The 20,876-nt window shown below is 59.9% G+C and carries 21 protein-coding genes; 16 read left to right on the top strand and 5 right to left on the bottom strand.

The window, feature by feature from the left end; translation table 11 throughout:
- Positions 1-4: 4 nt before the first annotated feature.
- From HMPREF2888_RS00640 to HMPREF2888_RS00625, 4 genes are read left to right on the top strand one after another with little or no spacing between them, the layout of a single operon-like run.
- Positions 5-220: a biotin/lipoyl-containing protein gene (locus tag HMPREF2888_RS00640; protein ID WP_061922230.1), complete on the top strand. Its 216-nt coding sequence runs from the start codon at positions 5-7 to the stop codon at positions 218-220.
- On the top strand, positions 217-792 hold the full coding sequence (gene rsmD / locus HMPREF2888_RS00635; RefSeq protein ID WP_061922233.1) for a 16S rRNA (guanine(966)-N(2))-methyltransferase RsmD: 576 nt from the start codon (positions 217-219) through the stop codon (positions 790-792). The genes HMPREF2888_RS00640 and rsmD overlap by 4 nt, the downstream gene beginning before the upstream one ends.
- A 10-nt stretch (positions 793-802) precedes the next feature.
- Complete coding sequence (coaD, locus tag HMPREF2888_RS00630; RefSeq protein WP_061922236.1) at positions 803-1,279, top strand: pantetheine-phosphate adenylyltransferase; 477 nt, start codon at positions 803-805, stop codon at positions 1,277-1,279.
- Entirely contained in the window at positions 1,276-2,019 is a 744-nt protein-coding gene (locus tag HMPREF2888_RS00625; protein ID WP_061922239.1) for a sulfite exporter TauE/SafE family protein, read from the top strand. Before coaD ends, HMPREF2888_RS00625 begins: the two co-directional genes overlap by 4 nt.
- Before the next feature lie 28 nt (positions 2,020-2,047).
- Here HMPREF2888_RS00625 and HMPREF2888_RS00620 read toward each other — a convergent pair whose 3' ends face one another.
- The 5 genes from HMPREF2888_RS00620 to HMPREF2888_RS00600 all read right to left on the bottom strand — a co-directional run bounded on the left by HMPREF2888_RS00620 (position 2,048) and on the right by HMPREF2888_RS00600 (position 5,613).
- Positions 2,048-2,542, bottom strand: coding sequence for a hypothetical protein (locus HMPREF2888_RS00620; protein ID WP_061922242.1), 495 nt, complete (start codon positions 2,540-2,542; stop codon positions 2,048-2,050).
- 2 nt (positions 2,543-2,544) lie between these two features.
- Entirely contained in the window at positions 2,545-3,084 is a 540-nt protein-coding gene (locus HMPREF2888_RS00615; protein ID WP_061922245.1) for a type III secretion system chaperone family protein, read from the bottom strand.
- 42 nt (positions 3,085-3,126) lie between these two features.
- Positions 3,127-3,615, bottom strand: a complete 489-nt coding sequence (locus tag HMPREF2888_RS00610) for a YbjN domain-containing protein (protein ID WP_061922248.1) — start codon at positions 3,613-3,615, stop codon at positions 3,127-3,129.
- Positions 3,608-4,111, bottom strand: coding sequence for a YbjN domain-containing protein (locus HMPREF2888_RS00605; RefSeq protein ID WP_061922251.1), 504 nt, complete (start codon positions 4,109-4,111; stop codon positions 3,608-3,610). The genes HMPREF2888_RS00610 and HMPREF2888_RS00605 overlap by 8 nt, the downstream gene beginning before the upstream one ends.
- An 80-nt stretch (positions 4,112-4,191) precedes the next feature.
- Positions 4,192-5,613 carry a TIGR01777 family oxidoreductase gene (locus HMPREF2888_RS00600; protein WP_061922254.1) on the bottom strand — a complete coding sequence of 474 codons (1,422 nt, stop codon included), beginning with the start codon at positions 5,611-5,613 and terminating at the stop codon, positions 4,192-4,194.
- Between the two features lie 469 nt (positions 5,614-6,082).
- Between HMPREF2888_RS00600 and pyrR the strand changes: the two genes are divergently transcribed.
- The 12 genes from pyrR to HMPREF2888_RS00540 all read left to right on the top strand — a co-directional run bounded on the left by pyrR (position 6,083) and on the right by HMPREF2888_RS00540 (position 20,774).
- Positions 6,083-6,661: a bifunctional pyr operon transcriptional regulator/uracil phosphoribosyltransferase PyrR gene (gene pyrR, locus HMPREF2888_RS00595; RefSeq protein ID WP_061922257.1), complete on the top strand. Its 579-nt coding sequence runs from the start codon at positions 6,083-6,085 to the stop codon at positions 6,659-6,661.
- A gap of 1 nt (position 6,662) precedes the next feature.
- Positions 6,663-7,616: an aspartate carbamoyltransferase catalytic subunit gene (locus HMPREF2888_RS00590; RefSeq protein ID WP_061922260.1), complete on the top strand. Its 954-nt coding sequence runs from the start codon at positions 6,663-6,665 to the stop codon at positions 7,614-7,616.
- A gap of 39 nt (positions 7,617-7,655) precedes the next feature.
- Positions 7,656-9,005 carry a dihydroorotase gene (locus HMPREF2888_RS00585; protein WP_061922263.1) on the top strand — a complete coding sequence of 450 codons (1,350 nt, stop codon included), beginning with the start codon at positions 7,656-7,658 and terminating at the stop codon, positions 9,003-9,005.
- Between the two features lie 11 nt (positions 9,006-9,016).
- On the top strand, positions 9,017-10,219 hold the full coding sequence (gene carA / locus HMPREF2888_RS00580) for a glutamine-hydrolyzing carbamoyl-phosphate synthase small subunit (RefSeq protein ID WP_061922589.1): 1,203 nt from the start codon (positions 9,017-9,019) through the stop codon (positions 10,217-10,219).
- A 25-nt stretch (positions 10,220-10,244) separates the two neighbouring features.
- Complete coding sequence (gene carB / locus HMPREF2888_RS00575) at positions 10,245-13,586, top strand: carbamoyl-phosphate synthase large subunit (RefSeq protein WP_061922267.1); 3,342 nt, start codon at positions 10,245-10,247, stop codon at positions 13,584-13,586.
- Complete coding sequence (gene pyrF, locus HMPREF2888_RS00570) at positions 13,570-14,421, top strand: orotidine-5'-phosphate decarboxylase (RefSeq protein WP_061922270.1); 852 nt, start codon at positions 13,570-13,572, stop codon at positions 14,419-14,421. Before carB ends, pyrF begins: the two co-directional genes overlap by 17 nt.
- Positions 14,422-14,700: 279 nt before the next feature.
- A complete protein-coding gene (gene mihF, locus HMPREF2888_RS00565; RefSeq protein WP_005531652.1) occupies positions 14,701-15,021 on the top strand; it encodes an integration host factor, actinobacterial type in 321 nt (106 codons plus the stop codon).
- Positions 15,022-15,029: 8 nt separating this feature from the next.
- Positions 15,030-15,599: a guanylate kinase gene (gene gmk / locus HMPREF2888_RS00560; protein WP_070518062.1), complete on the top strand. Its 570-nt coding sequence runs from the start codon at positions 15,030-15,032 to the stop codon at positions 15,597-15,599.
- Positions 15,600-15,639: 40 nt separating this feature from the next.
- Positions 15,640-15,942 (top strand): DNA-directed RNA polymerase subunit omega, encoded by a 303-nt coding sequence (rpoZ, locus tag HMPREF2888_RS00555; protein WP_061922276.1) that lies wholly within the window; start codon positions 15,640-15,642, stop codon positions 15,940-15,942.
- 199 nt (positions 15,943-16,141) lie between these two features.
- On the top strand, positions 16,142-17,359 hold the full coding sequence (gene coaBC, locus HMPREF2888_RS00550) for a bifunctional phosphopantothenoylcysteine decarboxylase/phosphopantothenate--cysteine ligase CoaBC (RefSeq protein WP_061922592.1): 1,218 nt from the start codon (positions 16,142-16,144) through the stop codon (positions 17,357-17,359).
- A 134-nt stretch (positions 17,360-17,493) separates the two neighbouring features.
- Entirely contained in the window at positions 17,494-18,726 is a 1,233-nt protein-coding gene (gene metK, locus HMPREF2888_RS00545) for a methionine adenosyltransferase (protein WP_061922279.1), read from the top strand.
- 11 nt (positions 18,727-18,737) lie between these two features.
- Positions 18,738-20,774, top strand: coding sequence for a primosomal protein N' (locus HMPREF2888_RS00540; RefSeq protein WP_061922281.1), 2,037 nt, complete (start codon positions 18,738-18,740; stop codon positions 20,772-20,774).
- Positions 20,775-20,876: the final 102 nt, after the last annotated feature.

Below are 20,876 nucleotides of genomic sequence, written 5' to 3'. Positions count from 1 at the left end.
GCCCATGAACATTTGCGCACCTTTTGCCGGCACTGTGCGTTTTCACGTGAGCGTGGGCCAAGAGGTCTCTGCGGGAGATGCCATCGCTACCGTGGAGGCCACCAAACTAGAAGCTCCCGTCGTAGTCCCGGGACGTGGAGTGGTGGATAAGTTGTGTACTGAAGACTTTGCCGCAGTCTATGGCGGTGACGTACTAGCGATTATTGGGGAGGCACGATGACCAGAATTATCGCCGGAGAAGCCCGCGGGCGCAGCATCAAGGTGCCAGAGTCCGGCACGCGCCCTACCGCGGACCGCGCACGCGAGGGCCTTTTTTCTTCGTTGAATGTGCGCTGGGGTTTTGCTGATAGCCGCGTGCTGGATTTGTTTGCCGGCTCTGGTGCCTTGGGACTGGAGGCAGCTAGCCGCGGCGCGGAGGAAGTCGTTCTGGTGGAATCCAACCCGGCGGCAGTGAAGGTGATCAAGCACAACGTGGGCGTCGTCAAGCACCCGCGCGTGGACGTACGCGAGATGAAGGCCTCTACGTACCTGGCCACCGCACCGCGCGGTTACTTTGACATGGTGTTGGCAGACCCACCTTATGCTTTCGACGATGTGCAGGGCCTGCTGGAGGCCATTGAGCCCGTGCTTGATGATGCAGCGATTGTCGTCATCGAGCGTCACGTAGACAGCCCAGAACCGCAGTGGCCCGAAGGCTTTGAGCCCACCGGCCAGAAGCTCAAGAAGCGCACATTTGGTATAGCGCGCTTTGATATGGCCATCTACCACCGTCCGGATGCAAGCGGGGAGTAAAGGAAAACCTATGCCGACTAAAGCAGTATGCCCGGGTTCTTTCGACCCCATTACCTTGGGCCACGTGGACATCATCAACCGAGCGGCGGCGATGTTCGACGAAGTAACCGTGTTGGTCACCGGCAACCCGGATAAGCCTTCCGGCCTATTTAGCGTGGAAGAGCGCGTGCAGTTTATTCGTGCGACTTTCGACGAGCACATCAAGGTCGATTATTGGTCCGGCCTGCTCGTGGACTACACCACGGAACACGGCGTGGACACACTGGTCAAGGGGCTGCGCTCCTCCTTGGACTACGAATACGAGCTGCCGATGGCGCAGATGAACCGCCGTCTTTCCGGCATCGATACGGTCTTCTTGCTCACCGATGAAAAGTACGGCTACATCAGCTCCTCGCTGTGCAAGCAGGTGGCCAAGTTTGGTGGGGACGTCACGGGCATGTTCCCAGCGCACGTGGGCCGCGCAGTGGTGGAGAAGTACGCCCAATGATTGCAATCCCACTCGCGATCCTACTGACCGTGACGTTGGGCTCTTGCCTGCAACGAGTCTCCGGCATGGGGCTTGGACTCGTCGGCGGACCTACTTTGACGCTGCTTCTAGGCCCAGTCCAGGGCATCATGGTCATCAACGTGCTGGCGGTGGTCAACGCGATGCTGACCACGTATTCGATGCGTGCCAACGTGGACTGGGGCAAGTTCTTGCGTATTGCGCCGGTGATGGTGCTGGGCGCAATCCCGGCGGCCTTGCTGGTGGCTAATATCGACTCGGCCGCCTTGCTGGTCTTGGTGGGCGCGGCCCTGCTCATCGCACTGGGCGTGGTGACCTTTGGCAAGCGCTTCGTGCCGGAAATGCACGGCCTTGGCCCCTCCCTGTCAGCGGGTGTGCTCGGCGGTTTCACAAACACGCTAGCTGGTGTAGCCGGCCCCGTTATTACCGTTTATGCGCAGGCGGCGCGCTGGCCGCAGGCGGTCTACGCCGCTACGTTGCAGCCTTGTTTCATCGTGGGCGGTCTATTCTCAGTGAGCACCAAGTTGGCCGTGGGTGCGGGCGGATTCGGTGATGTGACGTGGCTAATTTGGCCAGCCGGCGTCATTGGCATGTTCCTCGGCATCGCCACGGGCACACGTATTGCGCGCCACGTGCCGCGCGAGAAGGCACGCATTCTTTCTTTGACCGTGGCTTCCCTGGGCGCAGTCAGCGCTTTGATTCGTGGCCTGATTAGTCTCTAAACGGGGACGGAGGCCTCTCAGTCTCCCCTTAGCTTTCTGATTCCTCGACCGCGTGAGCGAACTCGTTGAAGCGGTCCAGGGTGCTAAGAAGCGCGTCTTGGGCGGCGATGACCGCGAGGTTCAACGCGTGGAAAAGCTGCTCGTCGTTCATGCCCGCGGTGGTGACGAAGGTGGCGTCGCCACGCAGTTCCACGGTGTTTTCTTCGCTCCGGCCCACGAGTGCGCGGCCGTCGAAAGCAGAAGCGTTGTGCTCGTTGGCGATGACGTGGAAGACGGGGGAGACATCCTCGTAGGAAAGGGTGGTGGGCAGGAGGCACTCCAGCTTCACCAAATCTTCCGCCGCGCTGATGACCCACTTCAAGTTATTAAGGTGAGCACTCAAGGAATCCGGATAGTCCGGGTTATCCTCCGGAGACATGTTCATCTCTGGGGTGCTGAGTTGCTCGCGCACGCGCTTTAGCGTTACTGCAGGAAAATCAGGCTGGCTAAACAAATCAAAAGGCAATGCGTTCGGGGTAGACATTGTTAGCTGCGACCTTTCTTGTTTGCTGCCTTATTGTTCCACTTAGCTGCCTGCGGGAAAGCTTCGCCCACGGCGTCGAAAGCCATGGCGAAGCTGTCCAGGGCGCTTAAAACAAAGCTTCCCAACTGGTTTAGGCTAAGACCCATACCGATACCCATCGCGCGGTTGGCGCAGATGGCGATCTCTTCTTCCTCCTGCTTGGCGCCCGTGCCAGTGCCTTTCGGACGGAAGTCATAGCTTAAGGTTGGCGCGGACATGTTCCAATTGAATTCCGCAAGGAATGCGCCAACCTTTTCTTCCGCGCTTGCCGGGAGGCGACCTTCCCACACCGCGAAGGCACTTAAGGTGTCATCCTCGATGTCGAAGTGGATGGTGATGTGTGGCAAACCAGTCTGCAGTACCAAGCCTTCGCCGCCGTCAGCGGCAGCGTCCTCCCGGGCGGGGTCTTCGATTTTGTCGAGTAGGACGTAATCGGCCTCGAGCTGCTCGAAGAGCTCTGCGAGCCGGTGAATGTTGACTTCAGAGATGGACTGGTTGGTCACAACGCACGCTTTCTAGAGGTGTTTCGCGGAGTTAAAGGAGCGCTATTCGCTGGCGGGGCTGGCCTCGCCGGCCTGGGCTGCGGTTTCGGAACCGAGCTTGGCCATCTCCTCTGCGGAGGCAACCATTGCGTCTTGGGCACCAATGACACCGTCGACTGCGCCCTTTAAAGCAGCGGTCAACTGATCATCGGAGAGGCCAGCGGCGCAAGGAATATCGCGCTCGGTACGTACGACAAGCAGGTTCTCGTGCTCGGAGATAACGGCACGTGCGCCGAAAGCGACGGAGTTGATCTGGTTTGCGGCTAGGAACAGGCCAGCATCGGCCTGGGTGTAGACGGCGTCGGTTGGCACATCGCAGCGCACGATGGCGACGGAATCCAGAACCGCGAACAGGCAAGGCAGGCCGTTCAAGTTAGCGGTAGCGGCATCGTCGCGGCCTTCGACCTTGGTCAACTCGATGTCGAAGGTCTGCATTGCGCTAATGATGCGGTCGAGCGTGACCTGCGGCTGAGCATAAGCTTGATTAGTCATTTTCGTGTTCCTCCCAGGTGACGAGTTGCGGGTACTGCTGCTCAATCCAAGCGAAAGACTGCAGGATGGCGTCCAAGGTGGACATAACGAAAGCGCCCAGCTGGTTGCGGGAAGCACCGTGGGTGGTGTCCAGCTCGCGCACGCCGGAGACCGCCAAGGTATTTTCCGGGCCTTCGAAGAAGCGGAAGGTCGGCGCAAAGTGGTTCTGGTTCCACTGGTTAATGTGCATCAGAAGGTTCGGGCCCTCAGATGCCGGAATGGTGCCGCGCCACACGGAATCGGCGGTGATGGCGTTCTCGCGCAGCTGGAATGCGATGGCTGCGTTCGAGAAACCAGTGCGCAGCATCTTGACGGTCTTTTCTTCAGAAACTGGCTGTTCTTCGATGCGGTACTCCAACTTCTCAGAGTCGAAGATTTCCGCAATGCGCTCGAGCGTCACTGGCTCGATAGGGGTATCGGGCAAGATGGTTGGTTGACCATCGGCTTGATCAGTCACTGAAAATAATCCTCACGTTGTTTACATGGTGAATAAATCGGAATCTTGATCAAGGCTACCGGAGCCGGGATGCGTGCCTGCTAGTTGGCCGCCCGCGTGGCGGGAGTCCACAACTCCTCGCCGCCTAGTTCGTGTGCAAGCGCGGCTGCGACTGTGGAGTAACGGAAAGTGTGTCCGAGCTCGTTCAGGCGGGCCGGGATGACCTTCTGGTTAGCCAGGGCGAGCTCGCTTGCGCCCTCCTTGCCCAAGAGCAGCGCCGGGCCGAAGGTTGGAATAGGCACGATCGCTGGGCGCTTGAGCTCCTCACCTAGTGCATGGACAAAATCCTTGTTAAGGACCGGGGTAGGCGAGGTGGCGTTGACTGGGCCATCAAGTTGCGAATCGATTGCTGCGCGGAAGTAGATATCAGTCAGGTCATCCATGGCGACCCAGCTGTACCAGAATTCGCCCTTGCCAAACGCGCCGCCGAGTCCTGTAGAAAACAGCGCCCGTAAAAGCGGTAGCAAGCCGGAATTGCCGGAGAGGGCGATTCCGGTGCGAACATTGACCACACGCTTTCCGGCCTCCCGGGCAGGTTCGCAGGCGCCCTCCCAATCACTGACCACGTCAGCCAAGAAGCCGTCACCGCGACTGGACTCTTCAGTCAGCTCGGTATCGCCCCGGTCGGTGCCGTAGATGCCGATTGCCGATGCACAGACCATTGCCTTAAGCTCAGGCGTTGCGGCGGCAACCTCAGCGAGCAGCTGTGTCGGGTCCACGCGAGAATCCCGTATGTCTGCCTTATGGGTGGCGTTGAAGCGGCCGAAAATGGGTTCGCCGGCCAAATGAATAAGGACGTCGACGCCCTCCAAGAGATCCGGCGCTGGCAGGTTCGGGCGCCATTGGCGCTGGCCGGGCTTCGGGGTATTACGCACCAGCTGGATAACCTGGTGTCCTGCCGTGGTCAGCTGCGCGGTGAGCTTTCGTCCCACACCGCCACGGGAGCCAGTGATGGCGAAAACCAACGGGCGGACATTGTTCGAAGAATCGACGGCCGGTGCCGTAGCGTGGGTGCCAAGGTCGCGCAGACGGTTCAAAAACTGGAAGTCCTCGATGAGCTGGTGTTGGCGGTAAGCAAACACGGAGTTGACGGCCCATGCCGGAATGCGGGTGTCGACGGTGTCGGTGATTTGGGTAGCGCCAGCATCGTTATCGGAACCGGTAGTGGCATCGGCAAAGAGATGGTGATGGCGCCATGTGGCCCAGGAGCGCATGGGAGCGTTGAGGCAAACGTCGCTGAAGCTGACGTTGGTTTGGAAGCGTGAAAGGTCGTGGCGGGCAACCCACTTGAGGCCGCCCGGCAGGCCCAGTATCGAGGTGCCATCAGCCAAGGATTCTGTCTGCTTTAACGGGGTCATGAAAGTAAAAGGAGGAGTAAGGCGCGCTAGTGCGCCGCGACGGGTATGCCATTGCCATACCTGCTCGCGTGGGGCTGGAACTTCGTGTTTGGCCGAAAAGCTCACGTGGTTTTGGTCTTCCTCTCCTTATATCTATGCCGATCGCGCAGGATATTGATGCCGACTGTACGGGACAAGAATTCAGCGGATTTAGGTGCCAGTACGGCGGACTCATGGGGAGCCCAAATACTTTTTATTCCCTAAACATTAACAATTGGGCGAGAAGCGCCGCAGTTCAACCGGAACTAGTGTGCAGGCTCACACCTGCGAGCGGGGTTGGGTAGGCTGCGCTGACCGCCGCGATACGTGAAAAGGTCGGCGAAATTGAGATCGTTGCTACTTGTGGGGGTAGTAGCTGAATGAAACGACTTCGAGGAACTATAGGTTGATGCTAAAATCATCGTTGTCCATGTGAGCAACCACGTTGCTCGGACGCTTGAGGCAATTTTCCGCCCACGGTGGGCGCAAAGTTACTTCATTCCCATTTACCGGCATCCTTTAAAGACCGCACTGTGAGGCGGGGAAGGAGGTCACGATGAGTGGAATTGACACCAACGCGGAGTCTAACGAGCTGTTGAGCTCTGATGACGTCGCGCGCACTGTCGCACGCATCGCGCACCAGATCATTGAAAAGACGGCGCTCGACTCTGAGAACGCAACTCGGGTCGTACTCCTTGGCATTCCCTCTGGTGGCGTGCCATTGGCTCAGCGTCTTGCACAAAAAATTGCGGAATTTTCCGGCGTAGAAATCCTATGGGGATCCCTAGACATCACGCTCTATCGCGACGATCTCCACAACAAGCCGCACCGCGCATTGCAGCCCACCAAAATTCCGAACGGTGGTATCAACGGCGCGACCGTCATCCTGGTCGATGACGTCCTATATTCCGGCCGCTCCATTCGCGCTGCACTTGATGCGCTGGCCGACGTTGGCCGTCCGGAAATCATTCAGCTCGCAGTCCTCGTGGACCGCGGCCATCGCCAGCTGCCGATTCGCGCAGACTACGTCGGCAAAAACATTCCAACGGCACGCGACGAAGATGTCATCGTCTACAACGCCGAAATTGATGGCCGGGACGCGGTAGTCCTGACCCGCAAGACCGCGGAGGCTTAAAATGAAGCACCTACTTTCCATCGCTGATCTCAACAAAGACGAAATCGTTGGCCTGCTCGATGAGGCAGACCGTTTCCACGAAGCGCTTGAAGGCCGGGAAGTAAAGAAGCTTCCGACCCTTCGCGGACGCACCGTCTTTACCTTGTTCTATGAAAACTCCACTCGTACCCGCTCTTCTTTTGAGACGGCGGGTAAGTGGATGTCCGCAGACGTCATCAACCTGTCGACCTCGACGTCGTCAGTGAAAAAGGGCGAGTCCTTGAAGGACACCGGCCTCACGCTTAGCGCTGTCGGTGCGGATGCCATCATCATTCGCCATGCATCGTCTGGTGCGCCGCAGCAGCTGGCGGGTTGGGTAGCGCCTAACGGCGATGGCCCTTCCGTTATTAACGCCGGCGATGGTGCACATCAGCACCCAACGCAGGCGCTTCTCGACGCCGTGACTATGCGCCAGCGCCTTGGCATCAAGGGCGGCAACTTCTCTGGGCTCAAGGTCAAGATTGTGGGTGACTGCCTGCACTCCCGCGTGGTTCGCTCGAACGTTGACCTTCTTAACGCCCTCGGTGCGGAAGTCACCCTGGTGGCTCCGCCTACTCTTCTCCCATTCGGCGTCGATACCTGGCCGGTTAAGGTCTCCTATGACTTTGATTCCGAGCTGGCCGATGCAGACATCGTCATGATGCTGCGCGTTCAGGCAGAACGCATGAACGGCGGCTTCTTCCCATCGCACCGCGAGTACGCGAACCTTTATGGCCTGTCCAAGGCGCGCGCCGCAGCCATGAAGAAGGATGCAATCGTAATGCACCCGGGCCCAATGCTGCGCGGTATGGAAATCAACTATGCCGTCGCCGACTACGACAAGGCTGCGGTTCTGCAGCAGGTAAACAACGGCGTATACGCCCGCATGGCGGTGCTGTTCACACTGTTGACCAATGGCGAACACGCCGGAATCTAATTCAGCCGGAATTAAGAAAAGGGAAGAGAGTAAGAGGAAATGACTAACTATCCAGAAACCGGCCGTCTTTCTGCCGCTGCGGAAAAGCGTTTGCTGATTAAGAATGTGCGCCCATATGGCGAGGGTGAGCCGGTACAGGTGCTCATCGCCGACGGTGTCATTGCGGATATGGGCGCTGACCTTGAGTCAAGCGCGCAGTTCGATGAGGCAATCGACGCCGAAGGCAACGTGCTGCTGCCGGGCTTGGTCGATATGCACGTGCACCTGCGCGAGCCAGGCCGCGAGGACACTGAGACCATCGAAACCGGTTCCCGCGCTGCTGCCAAGGGCGGCTTTACCGCCGTATTTACCATGGCCAACACCAACCCGGTGACCGATCAGCCGATTATCGCGGAGTCCGTTTGGGCTAAGGCACAGGCGCTCGGCCTGTGCGACGTTCACCCGGTGGGTTCTATTACCAAGGGTCTGGAGGGTAAGACCCTCACCGAGTTCGGCATGATGGCGCGCTCGGACGCGAAAGTGCGCATGTTCTCCGATGATGGCAAGTGCGTGCAGGACCCGCAGTTGATGCGCCGCGCGCTCGAATACGCCAAGGGCTTGGACGTCTTGCTCGCGCAGCACGCGGAAGACCACCGCATGACCGAGGGCGCATCTGCCCACGAGGGGGAGACGGCAGCCAAGCTGGGCCTGCGCGGCTGGCCGCGCGTGGCGGAAGAGTCCATCGTCGCCCGCGATGCACTGCTGGCGCGTGACTACGGCAATCGCATGCACATCTGCCATGCATCCACCGAGGGCACCGTCGAGCTGCTGAAGTGGGCAAAGGGCCAGGATATTCCACTGACTGCGGAGGTTACCCCGCATCACCTGCTGCTTACTGATGAAAAACTGGTGAGCTATGACGGCGTCTTTCGCGTGAATCCGCCGCTGCGCGAGGAGCGCGACACCTTGGTTCTGCGCCAGGCGCTGCTCGACGGCGTCATCGACGTCGTGGCAACCGACCACGCACCGCATGGTTCCGAAGACAAGTGCGTTGAGTTCGAAAACGCGAAGCCAGGCATGCTGGGCCTTGAGTCCTCGCTGGCGATTATCGCCAAGATTTTCGTGGCCTCCGGTCTCGCAGACTGGCGCTTCATCGCCCGTGTGATGTCGGAGCGCCCGGCAGAGATCACCAAGCTGCCGGACCACGGCCGTCCGATCGCAGTGGGCGAGCCCGCCAACCTCACCATCGTGAACCCCGAGCACAAGTGGGTCTCTGATTCCGCCAAGCTGGCTTCGAAGTCTGCGAATAACCCTTATGAGGGCGAGGAGTTCGGCGCACGCGTCACTCACACCATTCTGCGCGGCACCGTGACCTACGAACTGGCCGCAGACGAAGCTGAAGGCAAGTAACCTTGCAACCTATAAACCCTACTAAGCCACAGAAAGGCCACATTGTGACTGAGACCAAACCAGCAAGAATCCCGGCAATTCTCGTGCTGGCTGATGGCCGCACTTTCCGCGGATACGGCTTTGGCGCCACCGGCACCACCCTCGGTGAGGCAGTGTTCAGCACTGCAATGACTGGTTACCAGGAAACTTTGACCGACCCTTCCTACCACCGCCAGATCGTCGTTTCAGCGGCGCCGCACATTGGTAACACAGGTTGGAACGACGAAGACAACGAGTCCCATGGCAACCAGATTTGGGTTGCCGGCCTGGTTATTCGTGACCTCGCACAGCGCGTATCTAACTGGCGCGCGGAGCGTTCCCTTTCGGATGAGATGGAAGCCCAGGGCATCATCGGCATCCGCGGAATCGATACCCGCACCTTGGTTCGTCACTTGCGCAACTATGGCTCCATCGCCGCCGGTGTGTTCTCCGGTGAGGACGCGCAGCGCCCAGTAGAGGAGCTGCTTGAGGAGGTCAAGGGCCAGCCATCGATGGAGGGCCTGGATCTATCTGAGCAGGTCGCTACCGAAAAGCCATATACCGTGGCGGCAGAAGGCGAAAAGAAGTTCACCGTCGTGGCCTACGACATGGGTGTTAAGACCGCTACGCCGGGCAACTTTGCCAAGCGCGGCATTGAGACCATCGTGGTTCCGGCCAATACTCCTTATGCTGAGATTAAGCAGTACAACCCGGATGGCGTCTTTGTCTCGAATGGCCCTGGTGACCCAGCTACCGCCGACAAAATGGTGGCCATCGTCCGCGACATCCTGGATGCCCGCATTCCCTTCTTTGGAATCTGCTTTGGCAACCAGATTCTAGGCCGCGCGCTGGGCCTAGACACCTTCAAGATGAAGTTCGGTCACCGTGGCATCAACGTACCGGTACGCAACGTCTTGACCGGCAAGATCGACATCACCGCGCAAAACCATGGCTTTGCCATCGCTAGCCCGTCCAGCCAGGAGAACCCGGCTGGCGAGGAATTCGATACCGACTTCGGCCGCGGCGTCGTCACCCATACCTGTCTCAACGACAACACGATTGAGGGCGTAGCGCTCAAGGACGGCATGGCTTTCTCCGTTCAGTATCACCCAGAGTCCGCTGCGGGCCCGCATGACGCAAACCCGCTGTTTGATCAGTTCGTTGAGCTGATGACCGAAAAGACCCCTAACAAGTAGGCACCAGGAAGAGGATTAGAAACTTATGCCAAAGCGCAACGATGTAAACCACGTCCTGGTTATCGGTTCTGGCCCAATTGTTATCGGCCAGGCCTGCGAGTTTGACTACTCCGGCACCCAGGCTTGCCGCGTGCTGAAGGAAGAAGGCCTGCGTGTCACGCTAGTCAACTCCAACCCGGCAACCATCATGACGGACCCAGAATTCGCGGACCACACCTACGTGGAGCCGATTGACCCTGAGTTCATCGAAAAGATCATTGTTAAGGAACAGCAAGAAGGCCACAAGATTGATGCGGTGCTTGCAACCTTGGGCGGACAGACCGCACTGAATGCTGCGGTGCAGTTGGACCGCGCAGGCATCTTGGACAAGTACGGCATCGAGCTCATCGGCGCCGACATTGAGGCGATTGAGCGTGGTGAGGACCGCCAGAAGTTCAAGGACATCGTCGAGTCCATCGGCGGCGAGTCTGCGCGTTCCCGCGTGTGCCACAACATGGACGAGGTGCACGAGACCGTCGCAGAGCTCGGCCTGCCGGTAGTCGTGCGTCCTTCCTTCACCATGGGTGGCTTGGGCTCTGGCCTGGCTTATAACCAGGAAGATCTCGACCGCATCGCAGGCGGCGGTCTGGCTGCTTCGCCCGAGGCCAACGTTCTCATCGAGGAATCCATCCTCGGCTGGAAGGAATTCGAGCTGGAGCTCATGCGTGACAGCGACGATAACGTCGTGGTGATTGCCTCCATCGAAAACGTCGATGCCCTGGGCGTGCACACTGGTGATTCCGTTACCGTTGCTCCGGCTCTGACTTTGACCGACCGCGAATACCAGAAGATGCGTGACCTCGGCATCGCGATTATTCGCGAGGTCGGCGTTGATACCGGCGGCTGCAACATCCAGTTCGCCGTCAACCCGGTTGATGGCCGCATCATCGTCATCGAGATGAACCCGCGCGTGTCTCGTTCCTCTGCGCTGGCTTCCAAGGCCACCGGCTTCCCAATCGCGAAGTTGGCCGCCAAGCTGGCAATCGGCTACACCCTTGACGAGGTACAAAACGACATCACCGGCGTTACCCCTGCGGCATTCGAGCCGACTTTGGACTACGTCATCGTCAAGGCACCACGCTTTGCTTTTGAGAAGTTCCCGGGCGCCGATGACACCCTGACCACCACGATGAAGTCCGTCGGCGAGGCCATGGGCATTGGCCGCAACTACATCGCAGGTCTCAATAAGGTCATGCGCTCCTTGGAGTCCAAGCAGCATGGTTTCTGGACCCGCCCGGATGAGTACTTCGCCGGCGAGCGCGCGACGGACTTGGATGCGGTGCTCAAGGACCTAGAGCGTCCGACCGAGGGCCGCATGTACGACGTAGAACTGGCTTTCCGTCTTGGCGCTAGCGTCGAGCAGCTCTACGAGCACTCCCAGATCGACCCATGGTTCCTTGCTGAGCTCAAGGCCTTGGTTGACTTCCGCGAGGAGCTGCTGAACGCACCGGTCCTGGACGCGCAGCTGTTGCGTGAGGCGAAGTTCTACGGGCTTTCCGACGCCCAGATTGCCGCCCTGCGCACCGAGTTCGCTGGCGAAGACGGCGTGCGTTCCCTGCGCTGGTCGCTGGGTATTCGCCCGGCCTACAAGACGGTCGATACTTGTGCTGGCGAGTTCGAGGCGCAGACCCCGTACCATTACAGCTCCTACGAGCTGGACCCAGACGCAGAGTCCGAGGTTAAGCCGATGCCTGCCGATAAGTTGGGCAAGGTCATCATTTTGGGCTCTGGCCCGAACCGCATTGGCCAGGGCATTGAGTTCGACTACTCCTGCGTCCACGCAGCGTTGGAGCTGTCCGAGCGCGGCTACGAGACCGTCATGGTCAACTGCAACCCAGAGACGGTCTCTACTGACTACGACACCGCTGACCGCCTGTACTTCGAGCCGTTGACCTTCGAGGACGTTATGGAGGTCTACCACGCTGAGGCCCAGTCCGGCCCAGTTGCCGGCGTCATCGTTCAGCTCGGCGGCCAGACTCCGCTGGGTCTAGCAGAGCGCCTGACCGAGGCTGGTGTTCCAGTCGTCGGTACCTCCGCTGCGGCAATCGACTTGGCTGAGGACCGCGGCGAGTTCGGCAAGGTACTGGCAGAAGCAAAGCTTCCAGCGCCAGATTTCGGCACCGCAACCTCCTTCGAGGAGGCACGTTCTGTAGCCCGCGACATCGGCTACCCGGTCCTGGTTCGTCCTTCCTACGTGCTCGGCGGCCGTGGCATGGAGATTGTCTACGATGAGGCCTCCCTGCGTGACTACATCGACCGCGCAACGGAAATCACCTCCGACCACCCGGTATTGGTGGACCGCTTCCTCGACAACGCAATCGAGATTGACGTGGATGCTCTCTGCGATGGCGAAGAGGTCTACTTGGCTGGCGTCATGGAGCATATCGAGGAGGCCGGCATTCACTCCGGTGACTCTTCCTGCGCGCTGCCACCGATGACCTTGGGACCTGAGGACATCGACAATGTTCGCCGCTCCACCCGCGCGCTAGCTAAGGGCATCGGTGTACAGGGCCTGATGAACGTGCAGTACGCGCTGAAGGATGACACGCTGTATGTCATCGAGGCGAACCCGCGCGCATCGCGCACCGTGCCGTTTGTCTCCAAGGCCACCGGCGTGCCGCTGGCTAAGGCCGCAGCTCGCGTCATGATGGGCGAGTCCATCGCTAATCTGCGTGCAGAAGGCATGCTGCCTACCGAGGCCGATGGTGGTTCCTTGCCGCTGGAGCACCCGATTGCGGTCAAGGAAGCTGTGCTGCCTTTCAACCGCTTCCGCCGCCCAGATGGTACGTTGCTTGATACTTTGCTCTCCCCAGAGATGAAGTCCACGGGCGAGGTCATGGGCCTAGCAAGTAACTTCGGCGCGGCTTTTGCCAAGGGCGAAATCGCTGCCTTCGGCCACTTGCCGACTGAGGGCACGGTCTTCGTCTCCGTGGCTAACCGCGACAAGCGCACCCTCATCTTCCCAATCCAGCGTCTGGCCTACATGGGCTACAACATCGTGGCTACCGCAGGCACCGCGCAGATGCTGCGCCGCAACGGCGTGGAGTGCGAGGTAGCGGTCAAGGTTTCCGAGGCGCAGGACGGCCAGGAATCCATCGTTGACCAAATTCTTGCCGGCAAGGTCGACCTCATCCTCAATACCCCGGCTGGTTCAGACAACGCACGCCACGACGGCTACGACATCCGCGCGGCGGCTGTTTCCGTGGGCGTTCCGCTTGTTACCACCGTCCAGGGCGTTACCGCTGCGGTCCAGGGTATCGAGGCGCTGCGCATCGGTAACCTTGAGGTACGTGCATTGCAGGAGCTTGAGCATGACGCAAAGCACTAGCACCTTCGGTGAGCGGCTCGTCGCTGCCGGTGCCGAGCGCGGCAGGCTGTGCGTGGGCATCGACCCGCATGCGCATCTGCTGCGTGCTTGGGGCTTGAATGACGACGTCGATGGGCTGCGGAGATTCGCGCATACCTGCGTGGAGGCATTCGCCGAGACCGTCGCAGTGGTTAAGCCGCAGGTGGCCTTCTTCGAACGCTTTGGGTCTGCGGGCTTTGCGGTGCTGGAAGAGACCTTGCGGGATTTGCGTGAAGCAGGTTGCTTGACGCTTGCCGACGCCAAGCGCGGCGACATCGGCTCCACGATGGCCGGCTATGCCGCGGCATGGCTTAGCGATGATTCGCCGTTGTCCGCGGATGCAGTGACCGTCTCTCCATATCTAGGAGTCGGTTCGCTCCAGCCGGTGCTTGACCTAGCGGAAGAAAAGGGCAGGGGAGTCTTCGTTCTGGCTGCAACTTCCAACCCGGAGGCCGTGGCGTTCCAGTCCATCACGGACGAAGAAGGCGTGACGCTGGCGCAGGGCGTGGTCAACCAGTGCGCCGCGCTCAATGCCGCGTACAAGGCCGCAGGACGTCCGGGCAACGTCGGCGTCGTAGTGGGTGCCACGCTTGCGCAGCCGCCTGTCCTAGACGAGCTGAACGGCCCGGTTTTGCTGCCGGGCGTCGGCGCCCAAGGAGCTACTGCGCAGGACGTGAAAGTAATCACTGCGGCGGCCCCGCAGTTGGGTTTCGCCAACGTTTCCCGTTCGGTTCTTTCCGCAGGCCCGCAGGTTGTTGACCTGCGTGAAGCAGTGAAATCTGCCCTGGCAGAGGCTACCGAAGAGACCGCTTTTTAAGGTTATGGCGCGGCCGATTATAAGGCCCGCCATTTACCTGGTATTTTGAGAAACGCACCGCGATGACGTGCAGGAATTCCGCACAATACGGACCCAAATAATGTCATCGCGTAATCACCAGTGCTAGGATTGCCTGAAGTCGGTTCGCGCCGAGCCTGTGACTAGTGATTTTAGTCGTTTTGCTCGGCACTGCGGGATTTTGATTCCCGTTATCGCGACCGGATTCTGGTAAGACTTACTGGACGGAAATTATCAATCTAATGAAATCGGAGGAAACCCGTGGCCCTTCCAAAGTTGACTGATGAGCAGCGCAAGGAAGCTCTCGCAAAGGCCGCTGAGGCCCGCAAGGCTCGCGCCGAGCTCAAGGCTGCGCTGAAGCGCGGCGAAACCAACCTGAAGGACGTTCTGGACAAGGCTGAGACTGACGAGATCATCGGTAAGACCAAGGTCTCCGCTCTCCTCGAGGCTCTGCCGAAGGTTGGCAAGGTCAAGGCTAAGGAAATCATGGAAGATCTCGAGATTGCTCAGACCCGTCGTCTGCGCGGCCTCGGCGATCGTCAGCGCCGTGCCCTGCTCGAGCGCTTCGGCTACGGCGAATAAGATTCGCGATGTCTGACGCAACTGCACGCGGTAACCTGGTCGTTCTGGCTGGGCCTTCCGCTGTGGGTAAGTCCACTGTGGTTTCGCGTCTGCGCGATGACGTCGATCAGCTGTACTTCAGCGTCTCAATGACGACGCGTCAACCCCGACCTGGTGAGCAGGAGGGGGTTGACTATTTCTTCGTTACTCCTGAAGCTTTCCAGCAGCGCATTGACGCCGGTGAAATGCTCGAATGGGCAGATATTCATGGCGGGCTCCAGCGCTCCGGCACTCCTGCACAGCCCGTAAAGGAAGCAATGGAGGCAGGCCGCCCCGTCCTCGTAGAGGTGGACCTGGAAGGCGCTCGCAACGTCAAGGCCGCCCTGCCGGAAGCTAAAACCGTGTTCTTGGCACCGCCGTCATGGGAGGTGCTCGTTGAGCGCCTGACCGGCCGTGGCACCGAGCCGCAGGACGTCATCGACCGTAGGCTTAAGACCGCACACGCTGAACTTGCCGCACAAGACGAGTTCGAGCACGTCGTTGTCAATGAGAATCTTGATGACGCCGTGGCAGCTATTAGTGCTATCCTGCAGGGATAGAACTAGATTTTGACCATTTCCAAGTGAAGTAAAGGTGCATGTGACTAACGTGACCACCCCTGCTAATGCTGAGGCCCCGAAGCCAGAGCCAGTGTTCGATCCGCCAGTGGGCATTACTGCTCCGCCGATCGACGAGCTCCTCGATAAGGTCTCGTCCAAGTACGCTCTGGTGATCTTCGCCGCTAAGCGCGCGCGTCAGATCAACAGCTACTACCAAGAGCAGGATGAGGGTGTCTTCGAGTTTGTCGGTCCTCTGGTAACCCCTGAGGCGGGCGAGAAGCCGCTTTCCATCGCTCTGCGTGAGATTGAAGCTGGTCTCCTCGATCACGAGGAAGGAAAGTAAAAGCTTTCAAATAAGCTTTGTCGGGCCCAGGTGTCCTGCCGCCATCTTGGCGGGGGGAGCCTGGGCCTTTTGGCGTCTTGCGGCCGAAAAGTTTCCGGGCTGTAGAATTGGCCGGGTGAATCAAGCGAACCTTCATTCTTCTGCATCTTCTTCCGCGCCTTCTACTGCATCAGAAACATCCGCTCGGCCGCGCAATATCGTGGTGGGTGTAGCCGGTGGTATCGCCGCATACAAGGCTTGCCATTTAGTCCGCGACTTCAAAGAGCACGGAGATAGCGTCCGCGTTGTGCCAACTCAAGCGGCACTGCAGTTCGTGGGCGCGGCTACCTTTGAGGCGCTTTCAGGCAACCCCGTGAGCACCACGGTTTTCGATGATGTGGATTCAGTCCAGCACGTCAATATTGGTCAGCACGCAGATGCCGTTGTTGTAGCTCCCGCCACGGCCGATGTCATCGCCCGCATCGCCGCTGGCCGTGCCGATGACTTGCTGACGGCCACGGTGCTGGTGGCGACCTGCCCTGTCATCGTTGTCCCTGCAATGCACACCGAGATGTGGCAGAACCCGGCCACGGTGGATAACGTTGCCACCTTGCGGCGCCGAGGAATCACCGTGATGGAGCCAGCACATGGCCGCCTCACCGGCCGCGATTCGGGCCCGGGGCGTTTGCCCGAACCAGAGCAGATTGCCGAGCTCGTGCGCACCGAGTTGGCAGGCTACCGCATGGGCCAGGGGCTTGCAGGCAAAAAGATCGTCATTTCTGCAGGCGGTACGCAGGAGAACCTTGACCCGGTGCGTTACTTGGGTAACCGTTCCTCCGGCCGGCAAGGCTTCGCACTTGCCGAGATTGCCGCGCAACGGGGCGCGAACGTCACCCTCGTCGCCGGTAACACGGAGAAGCTGCCTGTTCCGTCTGGGGCAAAGGTTCGCAACGTTGTTTCGACGGCGGAGCTACAGGCGGCGATGGAGGAGGAAGCGCGCGATGCGGACGTGGTCATCATGGCCGCTGCCGTGGCCGATTACCGCCCGGCACACATTGCAGAGTCAAAGATGAAGAAAGGCCAGGCAGATGCCGAGCTTTCTAGCATTCAGCTAGTGGAGAACCCTGATGTGCTCAAAGGGATCGTCGCCAAGCGTGATGCAGGCGAGCTTAACCCCAATGCCGTCGTCGTGGGCTTTGCCGCGGAGACCGGCGATGCCACCCATTCCGCGCTCGATTTTGCCAAGGAAAAGTTTTTAAAGAAGGGCTGTGACCTCTTGATGGCCAACGAGGTTGGCGAGGGTAAGGTTTTTGGGCAGTCCGATAGCGAGGGCTGGATTTTAAGCCGCGGTGCGGCGCCACAAGTGGTTGCTCACGGCTCAAAGCATGTGGTCGCGTCCCAAATCCTCGACGCAGTACAAGAGATAATGAGCAACTAGGCCAAGGCCTGATTGATTTAATAGACCGCTTGGTCTATGCTGGCTAGTTGTTAAAGCTTGGGGCCAGAACCATGCATCGAACGCTAAAAGAGCTTTCGCTAGTTAAGCTTTTCTGTCTGCACTAAGGAATATCTGTGACTTTAAACCCTGCACCGGCTACCCGTTTGTTCACCAGCGAATCCGTGACTGAGGGCCACCCGGACAAGATCTGCGACGCTATCTCCGACACCATTTTGGATGCGCTGTTGGAAAAGGATCCGAAGGCGCGCGTGGCAGTGGAAACCCTCGTGACCACCGGCCAGGTTCACGTTGTCGGTGAGGTTCGCACCACCGGCTACGTAGAAATCCCGCAGTTGGTCCGCAAGACCTTGACGGACATCGGTTTTACTTCCTCCGACGTCGGATTCGACGGCCACACCTGTGGCGTTAACGTCGCCATCGGCGAGCAGTCCCAGGAAATTGGCGCTGGCGTCGATACCTCTACGGAGGCTCGTGACCGTTCCGATGACTACGACGAGGAAAATGATACCGCCGGTGCCGGTGACCAAGGCCTGATGTTCGGCTACGCCACCAACGAGACCGATGAGTTCATGCCGTTGCCTATCGCACTGGCACATCGCCTTTCGCGCCGCTTGACCGAGGTTCGCAAGCAGGGCATCGTCGATCACCTGCGCCCAGACGGCAAGACCCAGGTGACCTTCGCCTACACCGACGATAACCAACCTTCCCACCTGGACACCGTGGTTATCTCCACCCAGCACGATCCCGAGGTTTCCCAGGAGTGGCTCATGGAGCAACTGCGCGAGCACGTCGTGGAATGGGTTATCAAGGACGCCAAGCTCGAGCACTTCTACGGCGAGGACACCACGCTGCTGGTCAACCCTTCCGGCTCCTTCATCTTGGGTGGCCCGATGGGCGATGCTGGCCTTACCGGCCGCAAGATCATCGTCGATACCTACGGCGGCATGGCTCGCCACGGCGGTGGCGCGTTCTCCGGCAAGGACCCGAGCAAGGTGGACCGCTCTGCGGCCTACGCCATGCGCTGGGTAGCTAAGAACATCGTCGCTGCGGATTTGGCTGACAAGGCTGAGGTCCAGGTCGCCTACGCCATCGGCCGTGCGAAGCCGGTGGGCCTGTACGTCGAGACCTTTGGCACTGCGAAACACGGGCTTGACGACGCCACGATTCAGGCCGCCGTCAACAAGGTCTTCGATTTGCGCCCGGCCGCTATCATCCGCGATCTCGACTTGCTGCGTCCCATCTACCGCCAGACCGCAGCCTACGGCCACTTCGGCCGCACCGACATTGAGCTGCCATGGGAGTCCACCGACCGTGCCGTCGCACTGCGTGAGGCTGCCGGCCTGTAGTATCAGAGCCTATGCCAGCTAGAACACCCGCCGCCCATAAACCGGTCGCGCGGGTGTTGCCTTTATTGGGCGTCGCCCACCTAGACCGCGGCTTCGATTATCGCGTCGACGAATCGCAGTCGGCTGCTGCTAAGCCCGGCGTGCGCGTGCGCATCCGCTTCAATGGGCGGCTGACAGACGCCATCGTTTTGGAGCGCCGCAATGACAGCGAGTTCGACGGCCAGCTGCGTTACCTGGACCGCGTGATTTCGCCCTATGCGGTCTACTCAGCTGAGCTTGCCGAACTCATCGAGTCGCTCGCGGCCCGCTATGGGGCGGTGCGCTCAGACATTATTCGCTCCGCGATTCCGCCGCGGCATGCCAAGGCAGAAGAATCCGATCTCGCCACCCCGTGGGAGGAGATGGGCGAGGCACAAGAACCAGATCTTTCGGGGTGGTCGGCATATCAGCATGGTGAGTCCTTTGTGGACTCGGTATTGGCCGGTGGGCTGGCCCGCGCCGCATGGCAGATTGCGCCGGGCGATGACTGGGCGAGTGCCGTCGCGGCATTGGCCGCAAAAGTGGCACTCGACGGCGGCGGAGTCTTGCTCGTGGTGCCGGACCAACGCGGCGTCGACAAGCTGGAAAAGGCTTTGCGAAAAGTGGTCGCAGCCAAGCAGATCACCGTCTTGGGCAATGCCACGGGTCCGCAGGCACGCTACCGCCGATATCTTTCCGCTTTGGTGGGGCAGGCGCGCATTGTGTTGGGTACCCGCTCGGCGGCCTTTGCGCCGGTACAGAACCTACGCCTGGCGTTCATTTTTGATGATGGCAACGACAACCTCGTAGATAACCTAAAACCCTATGTCCACACCCGCGAGGTGCTGACCACGCGCTCAGCTAAGGAAGGCTGCAGTCTGATTCTGGCGGGGCATGCCCGCAGCGCAGAGACACAGCTGCTGGTCGAATCTGGGTGGGCGCATGACCTGCTCGCTAGTGAATCCACGTTGGAAACACGGCGTCCTGCAATGACTGCGGTAGGGGCGTTTGGCCTGCAGGTTGCGCGTGATCTGCAGGGCGGAACCACCTCGGTTACAGGGCCTGCCTTCCAAGCTGCGAAGCGTGCGCTGGACCGTGCGCAGCCGGTGCTCGTGCAGGTCCCGCGGAAGGGCTACGCACCAATTCTGGCTTGCGGCAATTGCCGAGCCCCCGCGCGCTGCCGCCACTGTAACGGCCCCTTGGGCCTTGCCGCCGATAGACGCGGGGGAGATACGCACCATGCCTCCTTGCCCACGTGTCGGTGGTGTGGCCGCATCGAGTCGAAATTCCGCTGTGTCGAATGCGGCTCGCCGCGGCTGCGGGCTATCGTACTGGGCTCTGAGCGCACGGCGGAAGAGTTGGGACGGGCGTTTCCGAGTACCCGCATCGTTGTCTCGGGCGGCAACAAGGTCGTAGACGAGGTCGCAGATGAGGCGGCACTGGTCATCGCAACGCCGGGCGCAGAACCGGCCGTCGCCCACGGCGGGCACTACGGCGCAGCTTTGCTGTTGGATGCAGGCACGCTGCTCAACCGCCAGGATCTGCGCGCCACGGAGGAAGCTCTCTCTAAGTGGGCGTCTGCAGCTACCTTGGTCTGTTCGCACAACAAGGGCGGTGAAGTGGTCATCGCCGCTGACGGTGAACTGCCGGTCATTCAGTCCTTGCTGAATTGGGACATGGTTGGTGCCGCACGCCGTGAGCTGGCGGGGCGTCGGGAAGTGCGTTTCCCGCCAGCAGTGCACATGGCTGCGGTCGATGGTGCCGATGCCAGCCTGGATCACTTCATGTCTATTGCGGAGCTACCGGAAAACGTGGAGGTTTTGGGACCCGTACCGTTGCCACCGGGGCTGAGCCTGCCCGGCGAATATGACGAGCAGCGATTTGGGCCGCCGCAACGCGTACTGATTAGGACCCCGTTGGGCCCGCGTGCCCAATTGGGCAACGCCTTGCGTAAGGCCAATGCCGCCCGCAGCGCGCGCAAGGACGAGCTTCCTTTGCGCATCCAAGTCGATCCCATCCACATCGGCTAGTCCTTCCATACCCCGTTAGGCGGTGCCGGGGGATTGTTCCACTATTGTCGAGGGCAGCAAATAAAAGAAGAATCAACGTGGATGAGGCGAGGAAGGCTCCTA

The organism is Corynebacterium sp. HMSC077D03 (genome assembly GCF_001808545.1).
Lineage (GTDB): Bacteria > Actinomycetota > Actinomycetes > Mycobacteriales > Mycobacteriaceae > Corynebacterium > Corynebacterium simulans.
Note: the sequence above shows the minus strand (reverse complement) of the source record. Positions and strands in the feature narration are given on the sequence as shown.